This is a genomic window from Thermus thalpophilus (assembly GCF_022760915.1).
Lineage (GTDB): Bacteria > Deinococcota > Deinococci > Deinococcales > Thermaceae > Thermus > Thermus thalpophilus.
This window is the reverse complement of sequence record NZ_JAKTNS010000029.1, coordinates 13,304-33,279: the sequence shown is the minus strand read 5'-3', so window position 1 is coordinate 33,279 and position 19,976 is coordinate 13,304. Positions and strand designations below refer to the sequence as shown.

General features: G+C 67.3%; 22 protein-coding genes and 1 tRNA gene. 6 read left to right on the top strand and 17 right to left on the bottom strand.

Going from position 1 to position 19,976, the window contains the following annotated elements:
* The first annotated feature begins 130 nt into the window (after positions 1–130).
* Positions 131–205 (top strand) — tRNA-Val (locus tag L0D17_RS10100).
* Positions 206–372: 167 nt separating this feature from the next.
* Positions 373–1,857 (top strand): IMP dehydrogenase, encoded by a 1,485-nt coding sequence (gene guaB / locus L0D17_RS10095; RefSeq protein ID WP_243094986.1) that lies wholly within the window; start codon positions 373–375, stop codon positions 1,855–1,857.
* On the opposite strand, the gene L0D17_RS10090 is transcribed toward guaB, so the two are convergent.
* Positions 1,854–2,084: a BlaI/MecI/CopY family transcriptional regulator gene (locus L0D17_RS10090; protein ID WP_243094985.1), complete on the bottom strand. Its 231-nt coding sequence runs from the start codon at positions 2,082–2,084 to the stop codon at positions 1,854–1,856. The genes guaB and L0D17_RS10090 overlap by 4 nt on opposite strands.
* A gap of 39 nt (positions 2,085–2,123) precedes the next feature.
* Here L0D17_RS10090 and L0D17_RS10085 point away from each other — a divergent pair, with 39 nt between their 5' ends.
* The 3 genes from L0D17_RS10085 to L0D17_RS10075 all read left to right on the top strand — a co-directional run bounded on the left by L0D17_RS10085 (position 2,124) and on the right by L0D17_RS10075 (position 7,786).
* A complete protein-coding gene (locus L0D17_RS10085) occupies positions 2,124–2,585 on the top strand; it encodes a hypothetical protein (protein ID WP_243094984.1) in 462 nt (153 codons plus the stop codon).
* Positions 2,586–2,697: 112 nt separating this feature from the next.
* Positions 2,698–7,176: a glutamate synthase-related protein gene (locus L0D17_RS10080; protein ID WP_243094983.1), complete on the top strand. Its 4,479-nt coding sequence runs from the start codon at positions 2,698–2,700 to the stop codon at positions 7,174–7,176.
* Positions 7,177–7,240: 64 nt separating this feature from the next.
* Positions 7,241–7,786, top strand: a complete 546-nt coding sequence (locus L0D17_RS10075; RefSeq protein ID WP_126205242.1) for a protoglobin domain-containing protein — start codon at positions 7,241–7,243, stop codon at positions 7,784–7,786.
* On the opposite strand, the gene dnaB is transcribed toward L0D17_RS10075, so the two are convergent.
* A complete protein-coding gene (gene dnaB, locus L0D17_RS10070; protein ID WP_243094982.1) occupies positions 7,783–9,138 on the bottom strand; it encodes a replicative DNA helicase in 1,356 nt (451 codons plus the stop codon). The two genes, L0D17_RS10075 and dnaB, sit on opposite strands and share 4 nt — an antisense overlap.
* A 107-nt stretch (positions 9,139–9,245) precedes the next feature.
* On the opposite strand from dnaB, the gene L0D17_RS10065 reads away from it, so the two are divergent.
* Positions 9,246–10,859, top strand: coding sequence for a transglycosylase SLT domain-containing protein (locus tag L0D17_RS10065; RefSeq protein WP_243094981.1), 1,614 nt, complete (start codon positions 9,246–9,248; stop codon positions 10,857–10,859).
* On the opposite strand, the gene L0D17_RS10060 is transcribed toward L0D17_RS10065, so the two are convergent.
* The 15 genes from L0D17_RS10060 to L0D17_RS09990 form a co-directional block, all read right to left on the bottom strand.
* The gene (locus tag L0D17_RS10060; protein WP_243094980.1) at positions 10,849–12,012 is read right to left on the bottom strand and encodes a cation:proton antiporter; all 1,164 of its coding nucleotides are present in this window, start codon (positions 12,010–12,012) and stop codon (positions 10,849–10,851) included. The genes L0D17_RS10065 and L0D17_RS10060 overlap by 11 nt on opposite strands.
* Complete coding sequence (locus L0D17_RS10055) at positions 12,012–12,464, bottom strand: CBS domain-containing protein (RefSeq protein WP_243094979.1); 453 nt, start codon at positions 12,462–12,464, stop codon at positions 12,012–12,014. Before L0D17_RS10055 ends, L0D17_RS10060 begins: the two co-directional genes overlap by 1 nt.
* 10 nt (positions 12,465–12,474) lie before the next feature.
* Positions 12,475–13,107: a rhomboid family intramembrane serine protease gene (locus L0D17_RS10050; RefSeq protein WP_243094978.1), complete on the bottom strand. Its 633-nt coding sequence runs from the start codon at positions 13,105–13,107 to the stop codon at positions 12,475–12,477.
* A gap of 2 nt (positions 13,108–13,109) precedes the next feature.
* Positions 13,110–13,946, bottom strand: a complete 837-nt coding sequence (locus L0D17_RS10045) for an SDH family Clp fold serine proteinase (protein WP_039456498.1) — start codon at positions 13,944–13,946, stop codon at positions 13,110–13,112.
* 51 nt (positions 13,947–13,997) lie between these two features.
* Positions 13,998–15,137, bottom strand: a complete 1,140-nt coding sequence (locus tag L0D17_RS10040; protein WP_243094977.1) for a cation:proton antiporter — start codon at positions 15,135–15,137, stop codon at positions 13,998–14,000.
* Positions 15,137–15,610: a cation:proton antiporter regulatory subunit gene (locus L0D17_RS10035; protein ID WP_039456502.1), complete on the bottom strand. Its 474-nt coding sequence runs from the start codon at positions 15,608–15,610 to the stop codon at positions 15,137–15,139. The genes L0D17_RS10040 and L0D17_RS10035 overlap by 1 nt, the downstream gene beginning before the upstream one ends.
* Positions 15,607–16,023, bottom strand: a complete 417-nt coding sequence (locus L0D17_RS10030; RefSeq protein WP_039456505.1) for a phosphate-starvation-inducible PsiE family protein — start codon at positions 16,021–16,023, stop codon at positions 15,607–15,609. Before L0D17_RS10030 ends, L0D17_RS10035 begins: the two co-directional genes overlap by 4 nt.
* 2 nt (positions 16,024–16,025) lie before the next feature.
* A complete protein-coding gene (locus L0D17_RS10025; protein ID WP_243094976.1) occupies positions 16,026–16,472 on the bottom strand; it encodes a DUF1931 family protein in 447 nt (148 codons plus the stop codon).
* An 89-nt stretch (positions 16,473–16,561) separates the two neighbouring features.
* Positions 16,562–16,972: an Hsp20/alpha crystallin family protein gene (locus L0D17_RS10020; protein ID WP_060384229.1), complete on the bottom strand. Its 411-nt coding sequence runs from the start codon at positions 16,970–16,972 to the stop codon at positions 16,562–16,564.
* An 11-nt stretch (positions 16,973–16,983) separates the two neighbouring features.
* The gene (gene trxA / locus L0D17_RS10015; protein ID WP_008633050.1) at positions 16,984–17,400 is read right to left on the bottom strand and encodes a thioredoxin; all 417 of its coding nucleotides are present in this window, start codon (positions 17,398–17,400) and stop codon (positions 16,984–16,986) included.
* The gene (locus tag L0D17_RS10010) at positions 17,391–17,645 is read right to left on the bottom strand and encodes a glutaredoxin family protein (RefSeq protein WP_008633052.1); all 255 of its coding nucleotides are present in this window, start codon (positions 17,643–17,645) and stop codon (positions 17,391–17,393) included. The genes trxA and L0D17_RS10010 overlap by 10 nt, the downstream gene beginning before the upstream one ends.
* A gap of 3 nt (positions 17,646–17,648) precedes the next feature.
* Positions 17,649–18,323, bottom strand: coding sequence for a peroxiredoxin (locus L0D17_RS10005; protein WP_124104164.1), 675 nt, complete (start codon positions 18,321–18,323; stop codon positions 17,649–17,651).
* Between the two features lie 11 nt (positions 18,324–18,334).
* Positions 18,335–18,763 (bottom strand): ferritin-like domain-containing protein, encoded by a 429-nt coding sequence (locus L0D17_RS10000; RefSeq protein WP_014629214.1) that lies wholly within the window; start codon positions 18,761–18,763, stop codon positions 18,335–18,337.
* A 92-nt stretch (positions 18,764–18,855) separates the two neighbouring features.
* Entirely contained in the window at positions 18,856–19,542 is a 687-nt protein-coding gene (locus L0D17_RS09995; protein WP_243094975.1) for a metallophosphoesterase family protein, read from the bottom strand.
* Positions 19,543–19,553: 11 nt separating this feature from the next.
* Positions 19,554–19,967 carry an Hsp20/alpha crystallin family protein gene (locus L0D17_RS09990; protein WP_126165626.1) on the bottom strand — a complete coding sequence of 138 codons (414 nt, stop codon included), beginning with the start codon at positions 19,965–19,967 and terminating at the stop codon, positions 19,554–19,556.
* Positions 19,968–19,976 lie beyond the last annotated feature (9 nt).

The window sequence follows — 19,976 nt, the reverse complement described above, 5'->3', positions numbered from 1 at the left end:
GGGGCTTGGCCCCCTTGGAGTTCCTGGGTATGCTACCCCAGGAGTCGGTTCCCCCGGAGTCTCAAATGTCTTGACCGATTACATTTGCTTGACAGGCTTCCCCGGCCCGTGCTACCCTTCAAAAGGCTGAGGGCGGCTAGCTCAGTGGAAGAGCGCTCGCCTCACACGCGAGAGGTCGTAGGTTCAAGTCCTACGCCGCCCACCAAGGATGCGAAGCTTCCCCCCTCCTTTGGAGGGGGGAAAGCGCTTTTGTAAGGACCTTCCTGGCGGCCTGGGGGCGTGGGTGGGGGGTTCTCGTTGCCAACTTTATGAGAGAAAGGGGCATCTTTTTGCCCTGGACCGGGGGCTATCCCAGGGTATACCCTTAAGAACATGTACGGGGGGAAGATCCTCTACGAGGGGCTCACCTTTGACGACGTCCTCCTCCTGCCGGACTACTCCGAGGTCCTGCCCAAGGAGGTTTCCGTCAAGACCCGGCTCACCAAGCGGCTTGCGCTTAACATCCCCATCCTCTCCGCCGCCATGGACACGGTGACGGAGGCGGAGATGGCCATCGCCATGGCCCGGGAGGGGGGGCTTGGGGTCATCCACAAGAACCTCCCCATAGAGGCCCAGGCGGCCATGGTGCGCAAGGTGAAGCGCTCCGAGGCGGGGATGATCCAAGATCCCGTGACCCTGCCCCCCACCGCCACCCTGGAGGACGCCGAGCGCCTCATGCGGGAGTACCGCATCGGGGGGCTTCCCGTGGTGGACCTCTACGGCAAGCTTCTGGGCCTCGTGACCAACCGCGACCTCCGCTTTGAACGGGACCTGAAGCGCCCCGTCACCGAGGTCATGACCCCTATAGAGCGCCTCATCACCGCTCCCCCCGGCACCACCTTGGAGGAGGCGGAGGAGATCCTGCGCAAGCACAAGGTGGAAAAGCTTCCCCTGGTGGACGAGTCGGGGAGGCTTAGGGGGCTTCTTACCCTGAAAGACATCGTGAAGCGCAAGCAGTACCCGAACGCCGCCAAGGACGCCTTGGGCCGGCTTCTGGTGGGGGCGGCGGTGGGGGCGAGCAAGGACCTGCCGGAAAGGGCCCAGGCCCTGGTGGAGGCGGGGGTGGACGTCTTGGTCCTGGACTCGGCCCACGGGCACTCCAAGGGGATCCTCGAGGCCCTGGCTTACCTCAAGGAGACCTTCGGCGACAAGGTGGAGGTCATCGCCGGGAACGTGGCCACCCGGGAAGGGGCGAGGGCCCTGGCGGAGCGGGGGGCGGACGCGGTGAAGGTGGGGATTGGGCCCGGTTCCATCTGCACCACCCGGGTGGTGACGGGGGTGGGGGTGCCGCAGATCTCCGCCATCCTCGAGGCGGTGGCCGGGGTGGAGGGCCTGGACGTCCCCATCATCGCCGACGGCGGCATCAAGTACACGGGGGACGTGGCCAAGGCCATCGCCGCCGGGGCCCACACGGTGATGCTGGGAAGCATGCTGGCGGGCACGGACGAGGCCCCGGGGGAGGAGGTGCTCAAGGACGGGCGGCGCTACAAGCTCTACCGGGGGATGGGCTCCTTGGGGGCCATGCGCCAAGGGTCCGCCGACCGCTACTTCCAAGACCCCGGCAAGGGCTCTGAGACGGAGGCAAAAAAGCTCGTTCCCGAAGGGATTGAGGGCATGGTGCCCTACAAGGGGCCGGTGGCGGACGTGCTTTACCAGATCGTGGGGGGCCTGAGGAGCGCCATGGGCTACGTGGGCGCCCCGGACATAGAAACCTTCCGCAAGAAAGCCCGCTTCGTGCGCATGACCATGGCCGGGCTCATTGAAAGCCACCCCCACGACGTGGTGGTGGTGAAGGAGGCCCCCAACTACTCCCGCTAGTCGCCGAAGAGCTTCCGGAGCGCCTCGGCGCCACTCCCTTTGCGGGCCAGGCGGTAGGCGCCTTCCTTTTCCTCTAGAAGCCCTTTAGCCACCAGGGCTTTGAGCGTGTCCTCAAGCTCTTTCTTGGAGAAGGGCTCGCCTTCTTCGTCCAGGTAGCGCTGGATGTCCTTGAAGGTGGCGAAGCGGAGCGCCTCCACCGCCCGCATGACCCAGGCCTCGCGGTCCATGGCACCATCCTACCCCGCCCGGCGTGGCATCCTTGGGCCATGGACCCCTACCGGGAGTACCAGGACTACGTGGTGGCCTCGAGGCTCCTCATCGCCCGGGGCCTTTCCCGGGAGGTGCTTAGCCTCGCCCAGTACGCCCGGCTCCGCTTGAAGCGCCTGGAGCTCGCCGCCTCGGGAAGGCTTATGGCCTTGGAGCACCTGGACCAGAGGCTCCGCTACGGCTTCTGGAGCAACCCCTTGCGCCTCAAGGAAGCCTTGCGCTGGCTTGGGGATGCCCCCTACCTGGAAAGCCCAGTGGCCTTTGAGGCCCTGCTTTACCCCGAGGAGCGAAGGAGGCTCCGCTACCCGGGGCAGGCGGGGGCGTACTACCTGGGCTGGCTCCGCCTGCCCGCCCTCCTCATGGACCCCGTGGCCTTTGAGGAAGCCCTCCGGGAGCAGGAGGCGCGCCAGAAGGAGCTTCCCCTTTTCCTCAACGCCTTCCACCGGGTGCCGGGGGTTTAGTGCCCCTTTTCCCGAGGTCCTTGACCCTCTCCCCGGGGGCGTGTATAATCCGGGGAACGACGCGCATATCTTTGCCTACACCAGTCCCCCTAGCCCAACGAAGGAGCCGAAGATGACCTGGAAGGAAGCCTACCCGGATATCCCCCTAGGCCAGGACGCCTGTGGCATCATCGCCATGGCGGAGAAGAGCGGCAAGCCCTCCCACCGCATCGTGCGGCGGACCCTGGAGAGCCTCTACCGCATGGCCCACCGAGCGGGGGCCATCCGGGGAGAAGGGGACGGCACGGGAATCCAGACCGACATCCCCCGGGAGCTTTGGGCCCGCTTTTTGGAAGAGGCGGGGCTCGAGCCCGAGCTGGCCTTCAACCCACGCTTCTTCGTGGGCCACTTCTTCCTCCCCAAGGGGGAAGAGGCCCGGGTGGAGGAGTTCTTCACCCTCCTCAAGCGGGAGGGGCAACGGCTGGGCGTGCGGCCCGTCCACTTCCGCCGGGGGGAGGTGGTGAGCGGGGTCTTGGGCCCCGTGGGGCGGCGCACCGAGCCCATCTTCCTCCAGGTGGCGGGGCTTAGTCCGGACGGGGATGGGCCCCTTTGGGAGCTTGGGCTTCGCCTCGAGGCCCTCTTCCCCGTGCACGTGGTTTCCCTTTCCACCCACAGCGTGGTCTACAAGGTGCGGGGGGCGGCGGAGCTTTTAAAACGCTACTACCCGGAGCTTTCCCGCCCCGAGTTCAAGAGCACCATCGCCTTGGGGCACAACCGCTACTCCACCAACACCCTTTCCACCTTTGAGCAGGTCCAGCCCTTTGGGCTTTTGGGCCACAACGGCGAAATCAACACCATTGAGCGCCTAAGGCGGGAGATGGACCATCTGGGCATCCCCCGCACCGGGGGCTCGGACTCCCAGGACCTAAACCGCATGCTGGAGGGGCTCATCTACCGCTACGGCCTCTCCTTGCCCGAGGCCATGGACCTGGTCTTCCCCCCGGTTTTGGGGGAGGTGAAGGCCCTGCCCGAGGAGCTCCAGGACCTTTACCTGGCCCTAAGGCAGCGCTTTGGTCCCCTGGCCCAAGGGCCTGCCGCCATCGTGAGCCGCCACCGGGACGAGGCGGTCTTCGCCACGGACGCCATGGGCCTGAGGCCTCTTTGGCAGTTTGAAACCCCCTACGAGATCGTCTTTTCTTCCGAGCGGGGCGTCTTCAACGCCGAGGAGTTCGTCACCGAGCCCAAGCCCCTGGCCCCGGGGGAGAAGGTCTACCTGCGCCTCACGCCCGAAGGCCCAAGGGTCCTGCCCTTTGACCGCCACCAGCGCCAGGTTTTGGAGAGGACCCTGGCCCGCACCCCGGTGCAGGGCTACCGGGTCCACCTCGGGGGGCCCATCCGCCAGGCCCCGCCCCCCGTGGCCGGGGGAAGCGGGGTGGAGGTGGAGGAGAAGCCCGCCCCGCCCCCCTTAGGTCTGGAACGCGCCTTCGGTTGGGACCGCTGGGACGGGGCCTACCTCGAGGCCCTGGCCAAGACGGGGAACGAGCCCATCGGCTCCCTGGGCTACGACGGGCCCCTCGCCGCCCTCAACCCGGAAAAGCCCAACCTCTCCGAGTTCTTCAAGGAGACGGTGGCGGTGGTGACCAACCCCGCCATTGACCGGGAGCGGGAGGTGGAGCACTTCTCCACCCGCACCCTCCTGGGCCGCCGCCCCCTGCCCGACGGCCGGGGCGGGGGAAGGGTGGAGGAACTCCTCCTCCCCATCGTCCTGGAGGAGGACCAGGCCCTGGCGGAGGCCTTCGGCACCCTGACCCTCGAGGAGGTGCGGGCCCGCTTCAAGACCAAGACCCTCGTCCCCCAGTTCACCGTGGAGGAGGGGCTTTTGGCCGGGCTCAAGCGCCTGGAGGAGGAAGCGGTGAAGGCCGTGGAGGAAGGGGCCGAGGTCCTCATCCTCTCCGACCGGGAGGCCTTCCAGGGAGGCGTGTGGATTGACGTGGGCCTCGCCGTGGCCGCGGTGAACCGGGCCCTCATGAAGCAGGACGCCGAGGGGGTGGCCTTGAGGCGGCGCACCTCGCTCCTCGTCCACTCCGGGGGCGTGCGGAACCTCCACGACGTGGCCTTCCTCCTGGGCCTCGGCGCCGAGGCCGTGGCCCCCTGGCTCATGGAGGAGAAGGCCCGGGCCCTGGAGGGGAGGAAGGGGCTCGCCGGGGTCCTCGAGGCCCTGAAGAAGGGGCTGGAGAAGGTCATCTCCACCATGGGGATCCACGAGCTAAGGGGCTACGGCCGGATCTTCAGCGCCATCGGCCTCAAGCCCGAGCTCGCCGAGTACTTCGGCACCCGCAACTTCCTGGGCTCGGAGAAGGCGGGGTACGGCTTTTTGGAGCTGGAGCGGACCCTCTTGGAGCGGGAGGGGTTCCTCCGGGCGGAAAAGGTCATGCCCGCCAAGGACTTCCGCTTCAACCCCAGGATCTACAAGGCGGCCCAGGAGGTGGCCTCGGGGAAGGCCCCCTACGCCCACTTCCAGGAGAAAGTGCGCGCCTTAGAGCGGGAAAACCCCGTGGCGGCCAGGCAGCTATTGGAGGTGCGCTTCCCCGAAAGGAGCGACGTGGCCCCGGAGGAGGTGGACCTCTCCGTGGGGGCCCACTCCCTGCCCTTCCTCATCAGCGCCATGAGCTTCGGCTCCCAGGGGGAGGCCTCCTTCCGCGCCTACGCCGAAGCCGCCAAGCGCCTCAACATGCTCTGCATCAACGGGGAGGGCGGGGAGATCCCCGACATGCTGGGCAAGTACACCCCCTGGCGGGGTCAGCAGGTGGCCTCGGGCCGCTTCGGGGTCCACGCCTACATGCTGAACTCGGCGAGCGTCATCGAGATCAAGATCGGCCAGGGGGCGAAGCCCGGCGAAGGGGGGCACCTCCCCGGGAAAAAGGTCTCCCCCAAGGTGGCGGCCGCCCGGAACGCCGTCCCCGGGGTGGACCTCATCAGCCCCTCCAACAACCACGACCTCTACTCCATTGAGGACCTGGCCCAGCTCATTGAGGAGCTGAAAACGGTGAACCCCAAGGCCCTGGTCTCGGTGAAGGTGCCCGTGATCCCGGGCATCGGCACCATCGCCGTGGGCATCGCCAAGGCGGGGGCGGACGTCATCACCCTCTCCGGGTTTGAGGGGGGGACGGGGGCGGCCAGGCTCCACGCCCTGAAGTACGCGGGGCTTCCCGTGGAGCTCGGCGTGCGCCGGGTCCACCGCGCCCTGGTGCGGGCGGGGCTTAGGGACAAGGTGGAGATCTGGGCAGACGGGGGCCTCAAGACCGCCTACGACGTGCTGCGCATGGTCCTCCTGGGGGCCGACCGGGTGGGCATGGCCACCATGGCCATGGTGGCCATCGGCTGCACCATCTGCCGCGGTTGCCAGCTGGACACCTGCCACGTGGGCATCACCACCCAGATTGAGACGGTGGAGGAGGCCATGGCCCACGGGCTTAAGCGCTTCGTCCCCCAGGACCTGGACCGGGCGGTGGAACAGCTCACCCGCTTCTTCGGGGCCATGGGGGAGGCCTTGAGGGAACTCGTGGCCGCCCTGGGGGCCCGCTCCTTGCAGGAGCTTCGCGGCCGCTCGGACCTCCTCTACCAGAGGGACCACCTGGAGGAGCTAGACCTCAGCTACTTCTTCGCCCCCGTGGAAGAGCCCGAGTGGCTTAAGGACACCTCCGCCCACGTCCTCAGGAAGCCCCTAAACCAGCTCACCCGCACCATCACCGAGGTGGTCATGGCCGCCTACGCCGAGGGCAGCAAGCGCCTCGTCTTCCAGGAAGGCCCCGTGGACTCCACCGACCGGGCGCTTGGGGCCCACCTCGCCGGGGAGATCGCCAGGCGGCGCCTCTACGGCAAGGGCTTTGACGCGGAGGTGGAGCTCCGCTTTGACGCGGGGAGCATCGCCGGGAACGGCCTTGCCGCCTTCAACGTGGAGGGGATGAAGGTGGTGGTGGAAGGCGGGGCCCAGGACGGGGTGGCCAAGAGCGCCTTCGGCGGCACCGTGGCCGTGCTCAAGGGCCGGAACCCGTACGGGGCCTACGTGGACGGCTCCGTGGGCAAGAGCTTCGCCTACGGGGCCATCGGCGGCCTCCTCATCGTGGAGGGGGTGGCGGATAGCCGCTTCTGCATCCGGCTTTCCGGGGCGGACGTGATTTTGGGCGGGGAGCCCGAGCGGCCCTTGCGGGACGATTTGGGCAACCTGGCGGCCCGGGCCCAGGCCAAGGGCTTCGCCTTTGAGTACATGACCCGGGGCCGGGCCCTCGTCCTGGGGGATCCGGGGCCTTGGATCTGCTCGGGGATGACCGGGGGAAGGGTTTACCTCCGCCACTGGCCGGAGATGGGCCTCACCGAGGAGGCCATGAAGCGCCGCCTGGCCAAGGGGGCCAAGGTGGCGGTGAAGCCCCTGGACGCCCGCGGGGTGGAGGACGTGCGGGAGCTCCTTTCCGCCTACATCGCCGTGCTTCAGGAGGCCAAGCGGGAGGAGAAGGCGAAGCGGTTGGCCAAGCTTCTGGAAAACCCGGCGGAGCACTTCCGCATGGTGGAGCCGGTGAGCCAGCAGGTGGAGCAGGGGGTGAGCACGGAGTAGCCCAGGTCATGGATCCCCGGGGCTGGGGGTTCTCTTTTTCCGGGTGAGGTGGTACATTTGTCCCGTGCGCCCTGGGGAGCTCTTGGACCTCTTAAAGCGCCGCACTGCCTTCACCGAAGCCCATGCCCGGATGCTGGCCGAGCTGGGCCAGGTGATGATCCCTCTTGCCCCCGAGGTGGCCCTGGCCTTTTACGATTACCTGGGGCGGGACCCGGAGCTTTCGGAGATCCTCCACGCCGTGCCGGGGAGGGTGGAAAGGCTTTACGGCACCTTCGCCCGTTGGTACGGCGACCTCTTCTCCGGCACCTACGACCGGGCCTACGCTGAGCGGCGCAGGCGCATCGGCCTGGTGCACGCTCGGCTCGGCATCGGGCCCAGGGCCATGATCCCCGCCATGGGCATCGTGCAGGAGCTTTCCCTGGAGCACCTGCGCACCGCCCTTAGGGGCCCCGAGGTCTTTGCGGCGGTGGAGGCCTTTGAGAAGATCATCGCTATAGAGATCGGGCTGATTGAGGAAAGCTACCTCGAGGCCCTCTCCCTGGGGCTTTCCCTGGGTTACCGGGATCTCAAGGAAGCCTTGTCCCAAGGGGCGGCGGCCCTGCTTTCCTAAGGCTCCTTGGCGAGGTCGTTGAAGCGCACGTGCTGGGCGTGGAACTGGAGCTCCACGGTGCCCGTGGGGCCGTTGCGCTGCTTGCCCACGATGATCTCCGCCACCCCCGCTTTCTCCGAGTGGGGGTTGTAGTACTCGTCCCGGTAGATGAACATCACCAAGTCGGCGTCCTGCTCAATGGAGCCCGACTCTCGAAGGTCGGAGAGCATGGGGCGCTTGTTGGGCCTGGCCTCCACCGCCCGGGAGAGCTGGCTTAAGGCGATCACGGGCACGTTGAGCTCCCGGGCCAGGGCCTTGAGGCCGCGGGAGATGGCGGCGATCTCCTGCTGGCGGTTTTCCCCCTGTCTGCCGCCCCCGGGTCCGGACATGAGCTGCAGGTAGTCAATGATGAGGAGCCCCACCCCGTGCTGGTTCTTGAGCCGCCGGGCCCGGGCCCGGAGCTCCATCAGGGTGAGGTCGGGGGTGTCGTCAATGTAGATGGGGGCCTCGGAGAGGCGGCCCGCCACGTCCACCAGGCGGGAGAAGTCCCGGTCCGAAAGTTGCCCCAGGCGCACCCGGTTCATGTCAATGCGGGCCTCGGAGCACATCATGCGCAGGGTGAGCTGGGCCGCGGGCATCTCCAAGGAGTAGATCCCCACCCCCACCCCCTCCTTCAAGGCGGCGTGCTGGGCGATGGTGAGGGCGAAGGCGGTCTTGCCCATGGCGGGGCGGGCGGCGATGATGTTGAGGGAACCCGGGGACAGGGTGCCGATGAGCTGGTCTAGCTCCTTGAAGCCCGTGCGCACCCCGGCCACCTCGCCCTTGTTCTGGAACAGGGCCTCAATGTGCTCAAAGGTTTCGTGGACGAGTTCCCGCATGGCCCGGGCCTCGGTGTCCGTCTGGGTCAGGGCCACCTCCAGGATTTTTTTCCCGGCGGTGTCCAGGATCTCGTCCAGGCTGCCCGCCTCCTCGTAGGCTAGGCGCATGGCCTCCCCCGCCGCTTGGATGAGCTTGCGCAGGGTCCACTTCTCCGCCACGATGCGGGCGTAGTGCTCGGCGTAGGCGGCGGTGGGGGTGGCCTCGGAAAGCTGCACCAGGTAGCTTAGCCCCCCCACGCCCTCGAGCTCGTTGCGGCGGGAGAGCTCCTCCGCCAACGTCACCAGGTCCACGGGCTTGCCCTGGCTCCGCAGGGCCTGCATGGCGGCGTAGATCCTGCGGTGGGCCTCGGCATAGAAGGCCTCCGGGGAGGGGAGGAGGCCTTCCAGTTCGTCCAGGACGTCCGAGTCCAGGAGGATGGCCCCGAGGACGCTTTGCTCGGCCTCGAGGCTATGGGGGGGAATACGCCCTTCGGGATAACCCGGCAACTGGCCCATAAGCCATACCAGGCTACGCCCAACCCCCCGCCCGGCGCCAGGGGACTTCCCTTGGGGGAAGGATTGCCTCTTTTCCGCCTCTCAGGGGGGCGGGGTAGGGTGGGGGTGTGCGCTGGCTCCCTTTGCTCCTTCTCCTTTCCGCCTGCCGGGCCCAGGAGCTTCCCCCCGACTACGCCTTCTTGCGGCGGGGGAGCGTGGCGGAGCTTCGCCAGGTGGCGCTGGCAGGGGAAGGGTACGCCCGGATGCTCGCCGGCTGGCGCCTGGTGGAGCGGGAGGAGGTGCCCTTGGCGGAGCGGGCGGAGTACGCCTGGCGCTATGCCCTCTTCTTGGAGGGGGCCAGGGCCTTTGGGCCGGGCTGGGAGGCCCAGGCGGCTTGGCGGGTGGCGGCACCCCTTTTGGAAGCGGCGAGGGACCCCCGGGCCTTCTCCGCTTGGGAGCGGCTTCTGCCCGAGGAGGAGGCGGTGGCGGCCCTCCTTAGGCTTGGGGCGGGAGAGAGGCTTTGGGAGTCCTTGTTCCGCGGCCGGGCCTACGAGGCGCTCCTTCAGGTCCTTCCCCCGGGGGTGCGGCCCGAACTCAGGGCCCAGGCCCTCTTTCGCCTAGGCCGCTACCGGGAGGCCCTTCCCCACTACCAAGCCTGGGCCGAGGCCGACCCCCGGGGGTTTTTGGGCCTGGGCTACGCCCTTTGGCGTCTGGGGCGGAGGGAGGAAGCCTTGGCCGCCTTCGCCCGCTACCCCCACCCGGAGGCCCGCTACGCCCAAGGGAGGGTTCTGGAGGAGCTGGGCCGGGTGGAGGAGGCCTTGGCCTTCTACCGAGGGAGCACCCCCGAGGGGCTTTGGCGGGCCACGGCCCTCCTGGAACGCCTCGGGCGCGGGGGGGAAGCCCTTCCCCTTTACCTGGAACTCGCCCGCACCCCAAGCCCCTACGCCGACGACGCCGCCTTGCGGGCCCTGGTCCTGGCGGAGGCCCTGGGGGACGCCGAAGCCAGGGAGGCGGCCTGGGGCCTCCTGGAAGGGGGCTTGGCCCTCCTGGCGGGCAAGGCCCCAAAGCCCCCTCCTCTCCCACCCCCTTCGCCCCCTTTGCCGGAGGCGGCTCGGGTGGAAGCCCTCCTGGAGGCGGGGGAGGAGGACTTCGCCCGGGGCGAGGCGCGCTACCTCCTCTGGCAGCGGCCTGAGGCCTGGCCCCACCTCGTCCCCTTCTTCTACCGCTTGGGCCTGTACCGGGAGGGCATCCGTGCCGCCTGGCCCACCACCCTTGCTTACCCCCGGGCCTACCGGGCCTGGGTGGAGGCGTACGCCCTAAAGGAGGGGCTAGACCCCAACCTCCTCTTCGCCCTCCTGCACGTGGAAAGCCGCTTTGATCCCCAGGCGGTGAGCCCCACCGGGGCCCTGGGCCTGGCCCAGTTCCTGCGGGGCACCTGGGCCGACGTGGCCCGAATGCTGGGGGAAGCCCCGGCGGACCCCTTGGACCCGGAAAGCGCCATCCGCTACGCCGCCCGCTACCTGCGCTGGCTTCTGGAGCGGTGCGAGGCCTTGGGTTTGGGGGGCGTGGAACAACTTGCCTGCGCCATCACCGCCTACAATGGGGGCATCGGCTACACCGCCCGGGGCCTTGCCCGGGAGGGGAGCTTCTTCGCCTTCTTCCGCTTCCAGGAGCGGGACGAGCCCCGGGAGTACCTGGGGAAGGTCCTTTCCGCCTACGCCGCCTACCGGGCTATTCCTTAGCCCGGGGGAGCCCCCGCTCCGTCCAGGCGATGAAGGGCTTCAGGGCGAAGGGGGCGAAGAGGGTGGTGAAGACCACCATGAAGAGCACGATGGCGTACTCCTCCTCGTTCACCGCCCCCGCCGCCAGGCCCAAGGCGGCCACGATGAGCCCCACCTCGCCCCGGGGGGCCATCCCCACCCCCACGGTGAGGGCGCTCCGCACCCCTTGGGTAAGGGCGCCCAGGAACCCCCCCAGGACCTTGCCCAGGATGGCGATGAGGGTCACCACGCTCCCCGCCACCAAGACGGCGGGGGAGAAGAGGGCGGAAAGCTCCAGCCGCACCCCCACCATGGCGAAGAAGATGGGGGCGAGGAAGCTTTCTATGGCGAAGACGGGCTCTTCCAGGCGGTACTTCTCCCGTATCTCCGAAAGGAGCATCCCCCCGAGGAAAGCCCCCACGATGGGGGCGAGGCCAATGCTGGTGGCCAAGGCGGCCATGCCCACGCCCAGGGCCAGGGCGAAGCCCAGGGGGCTTCCCACCGGCAGGCGCTCCAGGGGGAGCCGGGTGAAGAGGGTGGAGAGGAGGACCGCGGCCCCCACGAAGAGGACGGAGAGGAGGATGAGCGTGAGGATGGCCCCCGTTTCCACCTGCCCGGTCTTGGCCACCCCGTTCACCACCGCCAGGACGATGAGGCCCAGCACGTCGTCAATCACCGCCGCCCCCAGGATGATGCGGGCGTAGGGGCGGGAAAGGACCCCGAGCTCCTGGAGGACCCGGGCGGTGATGCCCACGCTGGTGGCCACCAAGGCCGTGCCCAAGAAGAGGGAAGGAAGGGTGGCGAAGCCGATCTGGAGGCCATAAAAGTATCCCCCCACGAAGGGGAAGGCCACCCCTAAGACCGCCACCAAAAACGCCTCCTTGCCCACGGCCAGGATGTCCCTTAGCCGCGTTTCCAGACCCACCATGAAGAGGAGGAAGATGGCCCCAAGCTCGGCCAAAAACTCCAGGATCTCCCCCTCGTGCACCAGGCCGAGGAGGGAAGGCCCCACCAGGACGCCCGCCAGGACCTCCCCGATGACCACCGGCTGGTTGAGGCGGCGGAAGAGGAAGGCCATGACCTGGGCGGCCAGGAGGAGGTAGAAGACCTCTAGAAGGTGGCCTGCCCCGTGCATCAGCCCCTCCTCAGGAAAAGCTTCAGGAAGTCGCTACGGGTGAGGATGCCCACCACCTTGTTCTCCCGGTCTACCACCGGCAGATGGCGCACCTCTGTGGTGAGGAGGACCTCCAAGGCCCTCCCCGCCGGGTCCTCCGGGCGAACCCGGGGGATATCCGTTCGCATCACCGCCTTCACCGGGGTTTTCTGGTAGCGGCGGTAGATTTCCTGCAACAGGCTCTCGTCCACCCATTCCCCGAAGAGCTGGAGGGCCTCCACATCCGAGAAGGGGATGTTCTCAGGCCGGGGTAAGAGTTCTTCCACCTGGAGAAGCCCCAGAAGATGCCCTTCCCGGTCCGCCACCGGCAGGCTCCCGTAGCGCTTTTCCAGGATGCGCCGAGCGGCCTCCTCGAGGGTGGCCTCGGGCCCAATGGTATCCGGGCTTGGGGTCATGAGCTCGGCTACCTTCATGGGCCCGAGTTTACCAGCGCCGCCACCTCCGGGCCAAGCGGGGCGCCAGGAGGACGCCGTAGACGAAGCCTCCCAGGTGGGCCCACCACGCCACGCCCGGGAGGCCCAAAAGCCCCTGGAGGAGCTGGAGGAAGGCCCAGTACCCCAGGTAAAACCCGGCGGGGAAGGTGACGAAGAAGGGAAAGAGGAAGAAGACCACGGACACCACGTACGCCCGGGGGAAGAGGACGTAGTAGGCCCCAAGCACGGCGGAAACCGCCCCGCTCGCCCCGATCATGGGCACGGGGGAAAAGGGGGTGAGGACCCCTTGGGCCAAGGCGGCGGCTACCCCGCCCAGCAGGTAAAACAGGAGAAAACGCCCGTGCCCCATGCGGTCTTCCACGTTGTCCCCGAAAACCCAGAGAAACCACATGTTGGACAGGATATGAAAAAGGCTCCCGTGGAGGAACATGCTGGTGAAAAGGCGGTAGCTTTCCCCCACGGGATCGGCGAAGAAGAGGCTGGGGATAAAGCCCAGGGCGTAGGCGCTTTGCTCCAGACCCACGGAAAGTTGCCATAAGAAGACCAGGGCGTTGGCGAGGACCAAGCCCTTGACCATGAGGGCGGGCCGGCGCGGTTGGTTTAGGTCGTAGAGGGGGAACAAGCCTAAGGCCTCCCGGCTTTGGGCTCCTGGCGGTAGGGAAGGGGTACGTACTGCACGCTGGGCTTGCCGCCTTGGGGTTGGGGGTAGAGGTCCATGAGCTCGTAGACCTCCAGGGGCATTTCCGTGGACACGTTGAGCCCCAGGGCCCGGGCCTGGGCCACGTCAATGGGGTAGTCGTGGGTCCAGGTTCCCTGGGAGAGGATCGTGGCCACCTCCTCCGCCTTCTCCTCGGGCATGCGCTTGAGGAGGAGGTTTTTCACCGTGGCCTTCACCTGTTTGAGGGCCTTTTCCGCCACGTCCGCCAGGATCAGGGTCTGGTCGTCTATCTCGGAAAGGGGCTTCTTCTCCAGGACCTTCAGGATGCTCGCCGCCGGGTACTGGCCGAGCTGGGGGTCCACCGGGCCCAAGACGGCGTTTTCGTCCATGACGATCTCGTCCGCGGCCAGGGCGATGAGGGTGCCCCCGGACATGGCGTAGTGGGGGACGAAGACGGTCACCCTGGCCGGGTGGCGCAGAAGGGCCTCGGCGATCTGCTCCGCCGCCAGGACCAGGCCGCCTGGAGTGTGGAGGATGAGGTCAATGGGCACGTTTTTGTCCGTGAGGCGGATGGCCCTTAGGACCTGCTCAGAATCGTCAATGTTGATGAAGCGGCTGATGGGGATGCCGAGGAAGCTCACCGCCTCCTGGCGGTGGATGAGGGTGATGACCCGGCTTCCCCGTTTCCTTTCCAGCTCGGCGATCTTGCGGGCCCTGGCTCCTAAGAGCATCTGCTGTTGGAAGTAAGGGGAGAGGGCGGAGAGGATGAAGAAGAGCCAGAAAAGTTGGAAAAAGATATCCATGGCTGACCTCCAAGGAGGAGTTTACCAGGATGCCCCTTTGCGGCGCAGGTCTTATCCCGGCCTCGAGGGCGCCACCCGCTTGGACTTGGGCGCTTTGGGGTAAAGGCGCTCCCCGATCTCGGGGGCGTAGCGGATGAGGAGGGCCCCCAAGGGGATGGAAAGGAGCACCAAAAGCACCGCCACCTGGGCCACCAAGGGGTAGCCTTGGGCTAGGGCCAGGTTTCCCAGGACCAGGTTGAACTCGCCCCGGGGCACCAGGTAGAGGGCGCTATAAAGCCGCCTCTTCTTCCCAAGCCCCGCCCGCGCCCCGCCCAGGTGGTTGAGGGGTAGCTTGAGGAAAAGCCCTGAGGCCACGAGCCCCACCGCCAAGGGGGTGAGGCCCTTTAGGAGCTTGAGGGCCTGGGCTCCCACCACCAGGAAAAAGAGGGCCACCCCCAGGTCCCGCACCGGGCCGAAGAGGTGCTCTAGCCGCTCCCGAAGGCCAAGCCCCGCGGCGATAACCCCGGACAGGAAGGCCCCCACGCCCTCGGAAGCCCCCACGGCGTGGAAGAGGAGGGCGGTGCCTGTAGTGAAGGCGGCGCCCAGGAGAAGAACGAGCTCGTCGGAAAGACCTTCCATGAAGCGCACGAGCCTTGGGCCCAGGTAGCGGGCGAAGAGGAGGTAGAAGGCGGCCATGACCACCCCGCCCAGGAAGCCCCCCGCCCCGTGCCCGCCCAGAAGGGCGAGGAGGAGGGCCACCACCAGGTCCTCCAAGACCAAGACGCCCAAGACCACCTCGCTTTCCGGGTTAGCCGCCCGGCGCAGGTCAATGATGAGCTTGACGATGACGGCGCTGGAGCTCACGTAAAGCACCCCCGCCAAGAGGGCGGCGCCCTTTAGGTCAAGCCCGGCGAGAAGCCCAAGGAGAAACCCCAAGGGCAGGGCCAAGGCGTCGTAAAGCCCGGCCCGGGTGGCCTTGCCGGAAAGCTCCCTAAGCCGGTCGGGACCGAACTCCAGCCCCACGGAAAAGAGAAGGAGCAAAAGCCCCAAGGAGGGCAGGGGCTCCAGCTCCTCCACGGGAAGCCTTTCCCCCGCCAAAAGCCCGGTGAGGAGGTAGACGGGAAGGGGAGGGAAGCCGAAGCGGTGGACCAGGGCGGCCCCCAGGGCCAAAAGCCCGGCGGCCAGGGCGAAGGCTTCCACCGAGGGGTGCATCAGAGGCTCCTCTTCAAGGCTTCCACCGCCTCCCGGCTTCCCGCCACCACCAGGGTGTCCCCCACCTCCAAGACGACCTCGGGGCCCGGGTTGGGGATTAGGGGGGCTCCGGGCCGGTCCACCGCCAGGAGGTGGGCCCCGGGGGGCAAGGGGATCTCCCCCACCTTCCGGCCCGCCAGCTTGGAGCCGGGGAGGACCTTGATCCACTCAATCACCTTGGCTCCCAGCTTGCTCTGCGTGTCCCCCACCGCCTCGGGGTGGAAGAGGACCCCGGCCAGGATGGCACCCAGTTCCCGGGCCTCCTCGTCGGTGAGGTCCAAGGTGGCGGAGGGCTCGTCCTCCTCCCCCGCCTCAAAGTACTGAAGTTCCCGCTTGCCCGAGTGGTGGACCACGATCACGAGCCGGTCCCCGCTTTGCACGGTGATGGTGAACTTGCGCCCCACGCCAGGGAGCACCACCTCTTCCACCTTCATCGCGTCCTCCTCGGGGAAAACTGCACCGCCAGGGTGCGCCCCGCCACCAGGCTCAGGATCCCCAGGGTCCAAAGGAAGAGGTCCAGGCCCGAGAGCTTCTCGGCGAAGAGGAGGAGGAGAAGCTCCCGCAGGGCCAGGGCCACGCCGATTTCCAGGAGGACCTCGAGGCGCACCCGCTCAAACTCAAAGTATTCCACGAAGACCCGGACGAGCTCCAGAACGATGATCAAGCTCAATGCGTTGGTGACGAGCTCTTTAAGGCCCAGGCGCACCGTGGGCTCGCTGAGGGTGAGGCCGAGCTCCAAAAAGGTGCGCCCCACCCCCACGAAAAGCCCCACCAGGAGGGCCACCACCACCAGGTTGAAGACCAGGCGGGTGGCCCCCCGGTAAAGGGCGAGGAGGGCCTCCTGCATGACTAGAGGAGGAGGTTAAAGACCCGCTCCGCCCGCTCGTGGTGGGGGGTTTGCGGGTTCTTGAGAGCGGGGTCCAGCTCCTTCAGGGTGCGGGCGTAGGCCACCACCAAGGCCCCGGCCAGCTCAGGGAGGAGCTGGCGCACGTCCTCCGAGACCTCCAGGTCCAGGGGCGGCAAAGCGGCCAAGGCGTCCAGCACGGGCTTAAGTTCCAAGGTGGTGTCCATCTGGCGGAAGGCCTTCAGGGTTTCCTGGAGACCCTTGGTGATGGGCAGGTCGGGCTCAAAGATGATGTCCCGGCCGTTGTACTTGGCGTTCCGCTCCGCCGCCACCAGAAGGTCGTAAAGCTTGTTCCGGAGGAAGTCGGAAAGCCGCTTGAGGTCGTTCTTGTCCACGTCCAGGCCCGCGGCCTGGCGGAAGAGCTTTTCAAACTCGGCCACCTTCATCAGCATGGGCATACCTCCCTATAGAACACTCTACATTATTGAGCGCTTCTTTGTCAATTTACCGAGGCCTAAGCCCCCGCCAGGCGCGGCTAGGCTCAGGCCTCCTCCACAGGGATGCGCACCGGGGGCTCGGGGGGGTGCTTCTCCCGGGGGATCTTCACCTCCAGCACCCCCTTGGCCAGGCGGGCGGTGATCCCCTCCTTCTTGGCGTCCTTGGGCAGGAGGTAGGCCCGGTAGACCCTCCCGTAGACGATCTCGGAGAGGTGCTTGGTGCGCTTCTCCTCCCGCTTTTCCCCCTCAATCACCAGCTGGTCCCCCTCCAGGCGCACCTCCAGGTTCTCCGGGCCAAGCCCCGGGACCTCCACCCGCAGGAGGTAGTGGTCCTCGTGCTCAGAGAGCTCCGAGAGGGGTTCCAAAACCTCCACATCCTTGAAGGCCTTTTCCAGCGCCTCTTCAAAGGCCTTGCGCACCCGGTTGCGTCCAAAGGGCCAAAGTTTCTCCAACATGCTTCACCTCCTCAACCCAGGTAGGGCCTGAGCCGCTCCTCCAGCACCCGCTTGGGGCTCGCCCCCACCCAGGTGGCCACGGGGTTTCCCCGCTGGAAAAGGACCAGGGTGGGGATGCTCCTCACCCCGTATTGGGCCGCCAGAGAGGGGTTTTGGTCGGTGTTCACCTTCACCACCTTGAGCCTGCCCGCGTACTCCTGGGCCAGGGCCTCGAGGACCGGGGCCACCATGCGGCAGGGACCGCACCAGGGGGCCCAGAAGTCCACCAGCACCAGAGGCGCCCCCGCCACCTCTTGGGCGAACCCCCTTTCGTCCGCCTCCACCACCCAGGGCAGGGGGGCTTTGCAGGCCCCGCACACCGGCACCTGCCCGGGCGGAGGGGTGCCCAGGCGGTTCTTGGCCCCGCACTTGGGGCAGGTCACCACCACAGGTATCCCCTCCGCCAAAGGGCCCGTTCCAGCTCGGCGGGCGTGGGCTCCACCAGAACTTCCCCGCCCACGTAGACCACGGGGTGGGAAAGCCTTCCCCCGGTGAGGAAGCGGAGAGTGGGGTGGACCTCGGGGTGGGTCTCCAGGTCCACGTACCGGTAGGGCACGCCCAGCCGATCCAGCAGGCGCCTCAAAAGCTGGGTCTGGGCACACCAGGAAGTGCCGTAGAGGACCACGGGCTCCATGGTCTACCCCCTTCTTAGGGCGTCCAGGGCTTGGAAGAGCTCTTCAATGGGGGGGATGTGGTGGAGATAGGGGGAAACATGGGCGTAGCGGATAATCCCCTCGGGGTCCACCACGAAGAGGGCCCGCTCGCTAAAGCCGTCCTCCTCCCGCCACACCCGGTAGCGCCGGGCCACCTCTCCCTTGGGGTGGAAATCGGCGAGGAGGGGAAAGGTGAGCCCTCGGGCGAAGGCGAAGGCCCCGTGGCAGTAGATGGAGTCCACGGAGATCCCCAGGAGGACGGCGTCTCGGCGCTCAAACTCCGGAAGCTCGGCCTGGTAGAGGTCCAGCTGTTGGCTGCACCCCGGGCTCCAGTCCAGGGGGTAGAAGACCAGGACCACGGGCCGGCCCCGGAAATCGGAGAGGCGCACGGGGTTGCCCTGGGCATCCGGCAGGGCAAAGTCCGGGGCCCTTTCCCCCACGCTGAGGCCCGGGGCCACGCGGGGGGCCTCCATCTTGGGGGCCCTCTTGTAGAGGTTGCGGAGCCCCTCGAGGCCCTCCCGCTCACCGGGCCTTGCCCCCACTTCCCGCCAGAGCTCCTGGAGCATGGCGTGGAGGAGGGAAAGGGCTTCCTTCTCCGGGCCCTCGGCCAGCTTGGGCTCCAGTTCCAGGAAACGACGGGCAAGCTCCGGGAAGCGCATGGCCTGCCTCCTTATTCCTGCCAGGTTCCCTTCAAAAGTTTCTCCGTTTCTTCCTTGTGCCGCGTTTCCTCGGAGATGATCTCCTGGAGGTCGTTGGCGAGGCCGTAGTCCCCGAAGGCCTCGGCCTGCTTCATCCTTTCCACGTAGCGGGCGATGGTCTCCTTCTCCGCCTGGAGCACCGCTTCCAGCATGGCCCGGGGCGTGGCGGCCTCGGGCACGGGGGCGGGCTGCGTGGTGGGCTTCCCGCCCAGGGCGGCGATCTTGTCCGCCAGGAACTGGGCGTGGCGGAGCTCGTCCTGGATCTCCGCCAGGAAGAACTCCTTGAGCTCGCCCCGGTGGATGCCCGAGACCGTGGCGGCGTAGGTCACGTACTGGATGATGGCCTGGTACTCGTGGGCCAGGTCCTGGTTAAGGCCTTGGATGAGGGTTTCCTTGTCCATGCTCACCTCCCGCAAGCTGGGCTTGCCTTTTCATTATTACCCAAAAGCCTTACAAAGGCCCCGCCCCAGGGAAGCCCGGGGCGGGGCTTCCCCTAGCGAACGTTCCCGGTTTCCAGCTTCCTCGCCTTCAGGTCCAGGAGGCTGTACTCGCCCTCCGAGAGGTCGCCGGGCACCACCACCCAGCTCGCCCCGAGGATCTCGTGCTTCTGGCCCTTACCGGCCACGAGGACGAGAAGGGGGTTGTGGGTCTTGATGAGGTGGGCCACCTCGTGGGAGCCCGCCTCCCCCAGGCCCTTGTGGTGGGGCATGGTGTGGAAGAGGAAGATCTTGGGATAGTCCTTAAGCTCCCAGAGGGCCTTCAGGTGGTACTCGGCGACCCAGGCGGGGTAGCGCAGAGCCTCCTCCTCCTCGGGCTCGCCCTCGTCGGTGATCTCCCCGCCCACGCCCGCCACCAGGTAGGGCCCCCGCCAGAAAGTGAAGGTTTCGTGGACGTTGCGCATCTGGGGGTGAACGAGCTCCACGTTCGCCGCCTCCCGCAAGTATTCCCAGATGGGGGCGTCCTCAGGGCCAGGGATGTAGGCGGTGGGCAGGTGGGCCTCGGAAAGGATGCGGAAGAAGGCGGCGTAGTCCCGGCTTTTCGCCGTCTTGGGCATGAGGTTACCGATGACGGCGATGGCGTCCGCCCCCGTGTCCGGGGCCACCTTGACGAACTTCTCCAAGGCCTCGAGGTCGCCCATGGGGTTAGAGGTAGCGAGGATGTACCGCACCGTGCGCCGCATACTTCACCTCCTCACTCCACCTGGACCTGGATCTTCTTGGGCCGGGTGGCCTCCGCCTTGGGCACCAGAAGGTGCAAGACCCCGTGGCGAAACCGGGCCTGCACCCGGGAAAGGTCGTAGGTGCTGGGCACGTTGAAGCTCCGGGCGAAGGTGCCGTAGGGGCCTTCCAGGCGGTGGTAGGCCACCCCTTCTTGCTTCTCTAGAGGCCGCTCCGCCTTCACGGAGAGCACGCCTTCCTCCGCCACCACCTCCACCTTCTCGGGGTCCACCCCGGGGAGGTAAACGAGGAGGTGGAGCCCCTCGGCGTCCTCCATCACGTCCACGGGCGGGGCGTAGACCCTAGGCCCCTGCCCTTGGGGCGCAAAGGCCCGCGCCAGCCTTTCCTGAAGCTCCTCCAGTTCCCTGAAAGGATCAAACCGCAACACCTTCCATCA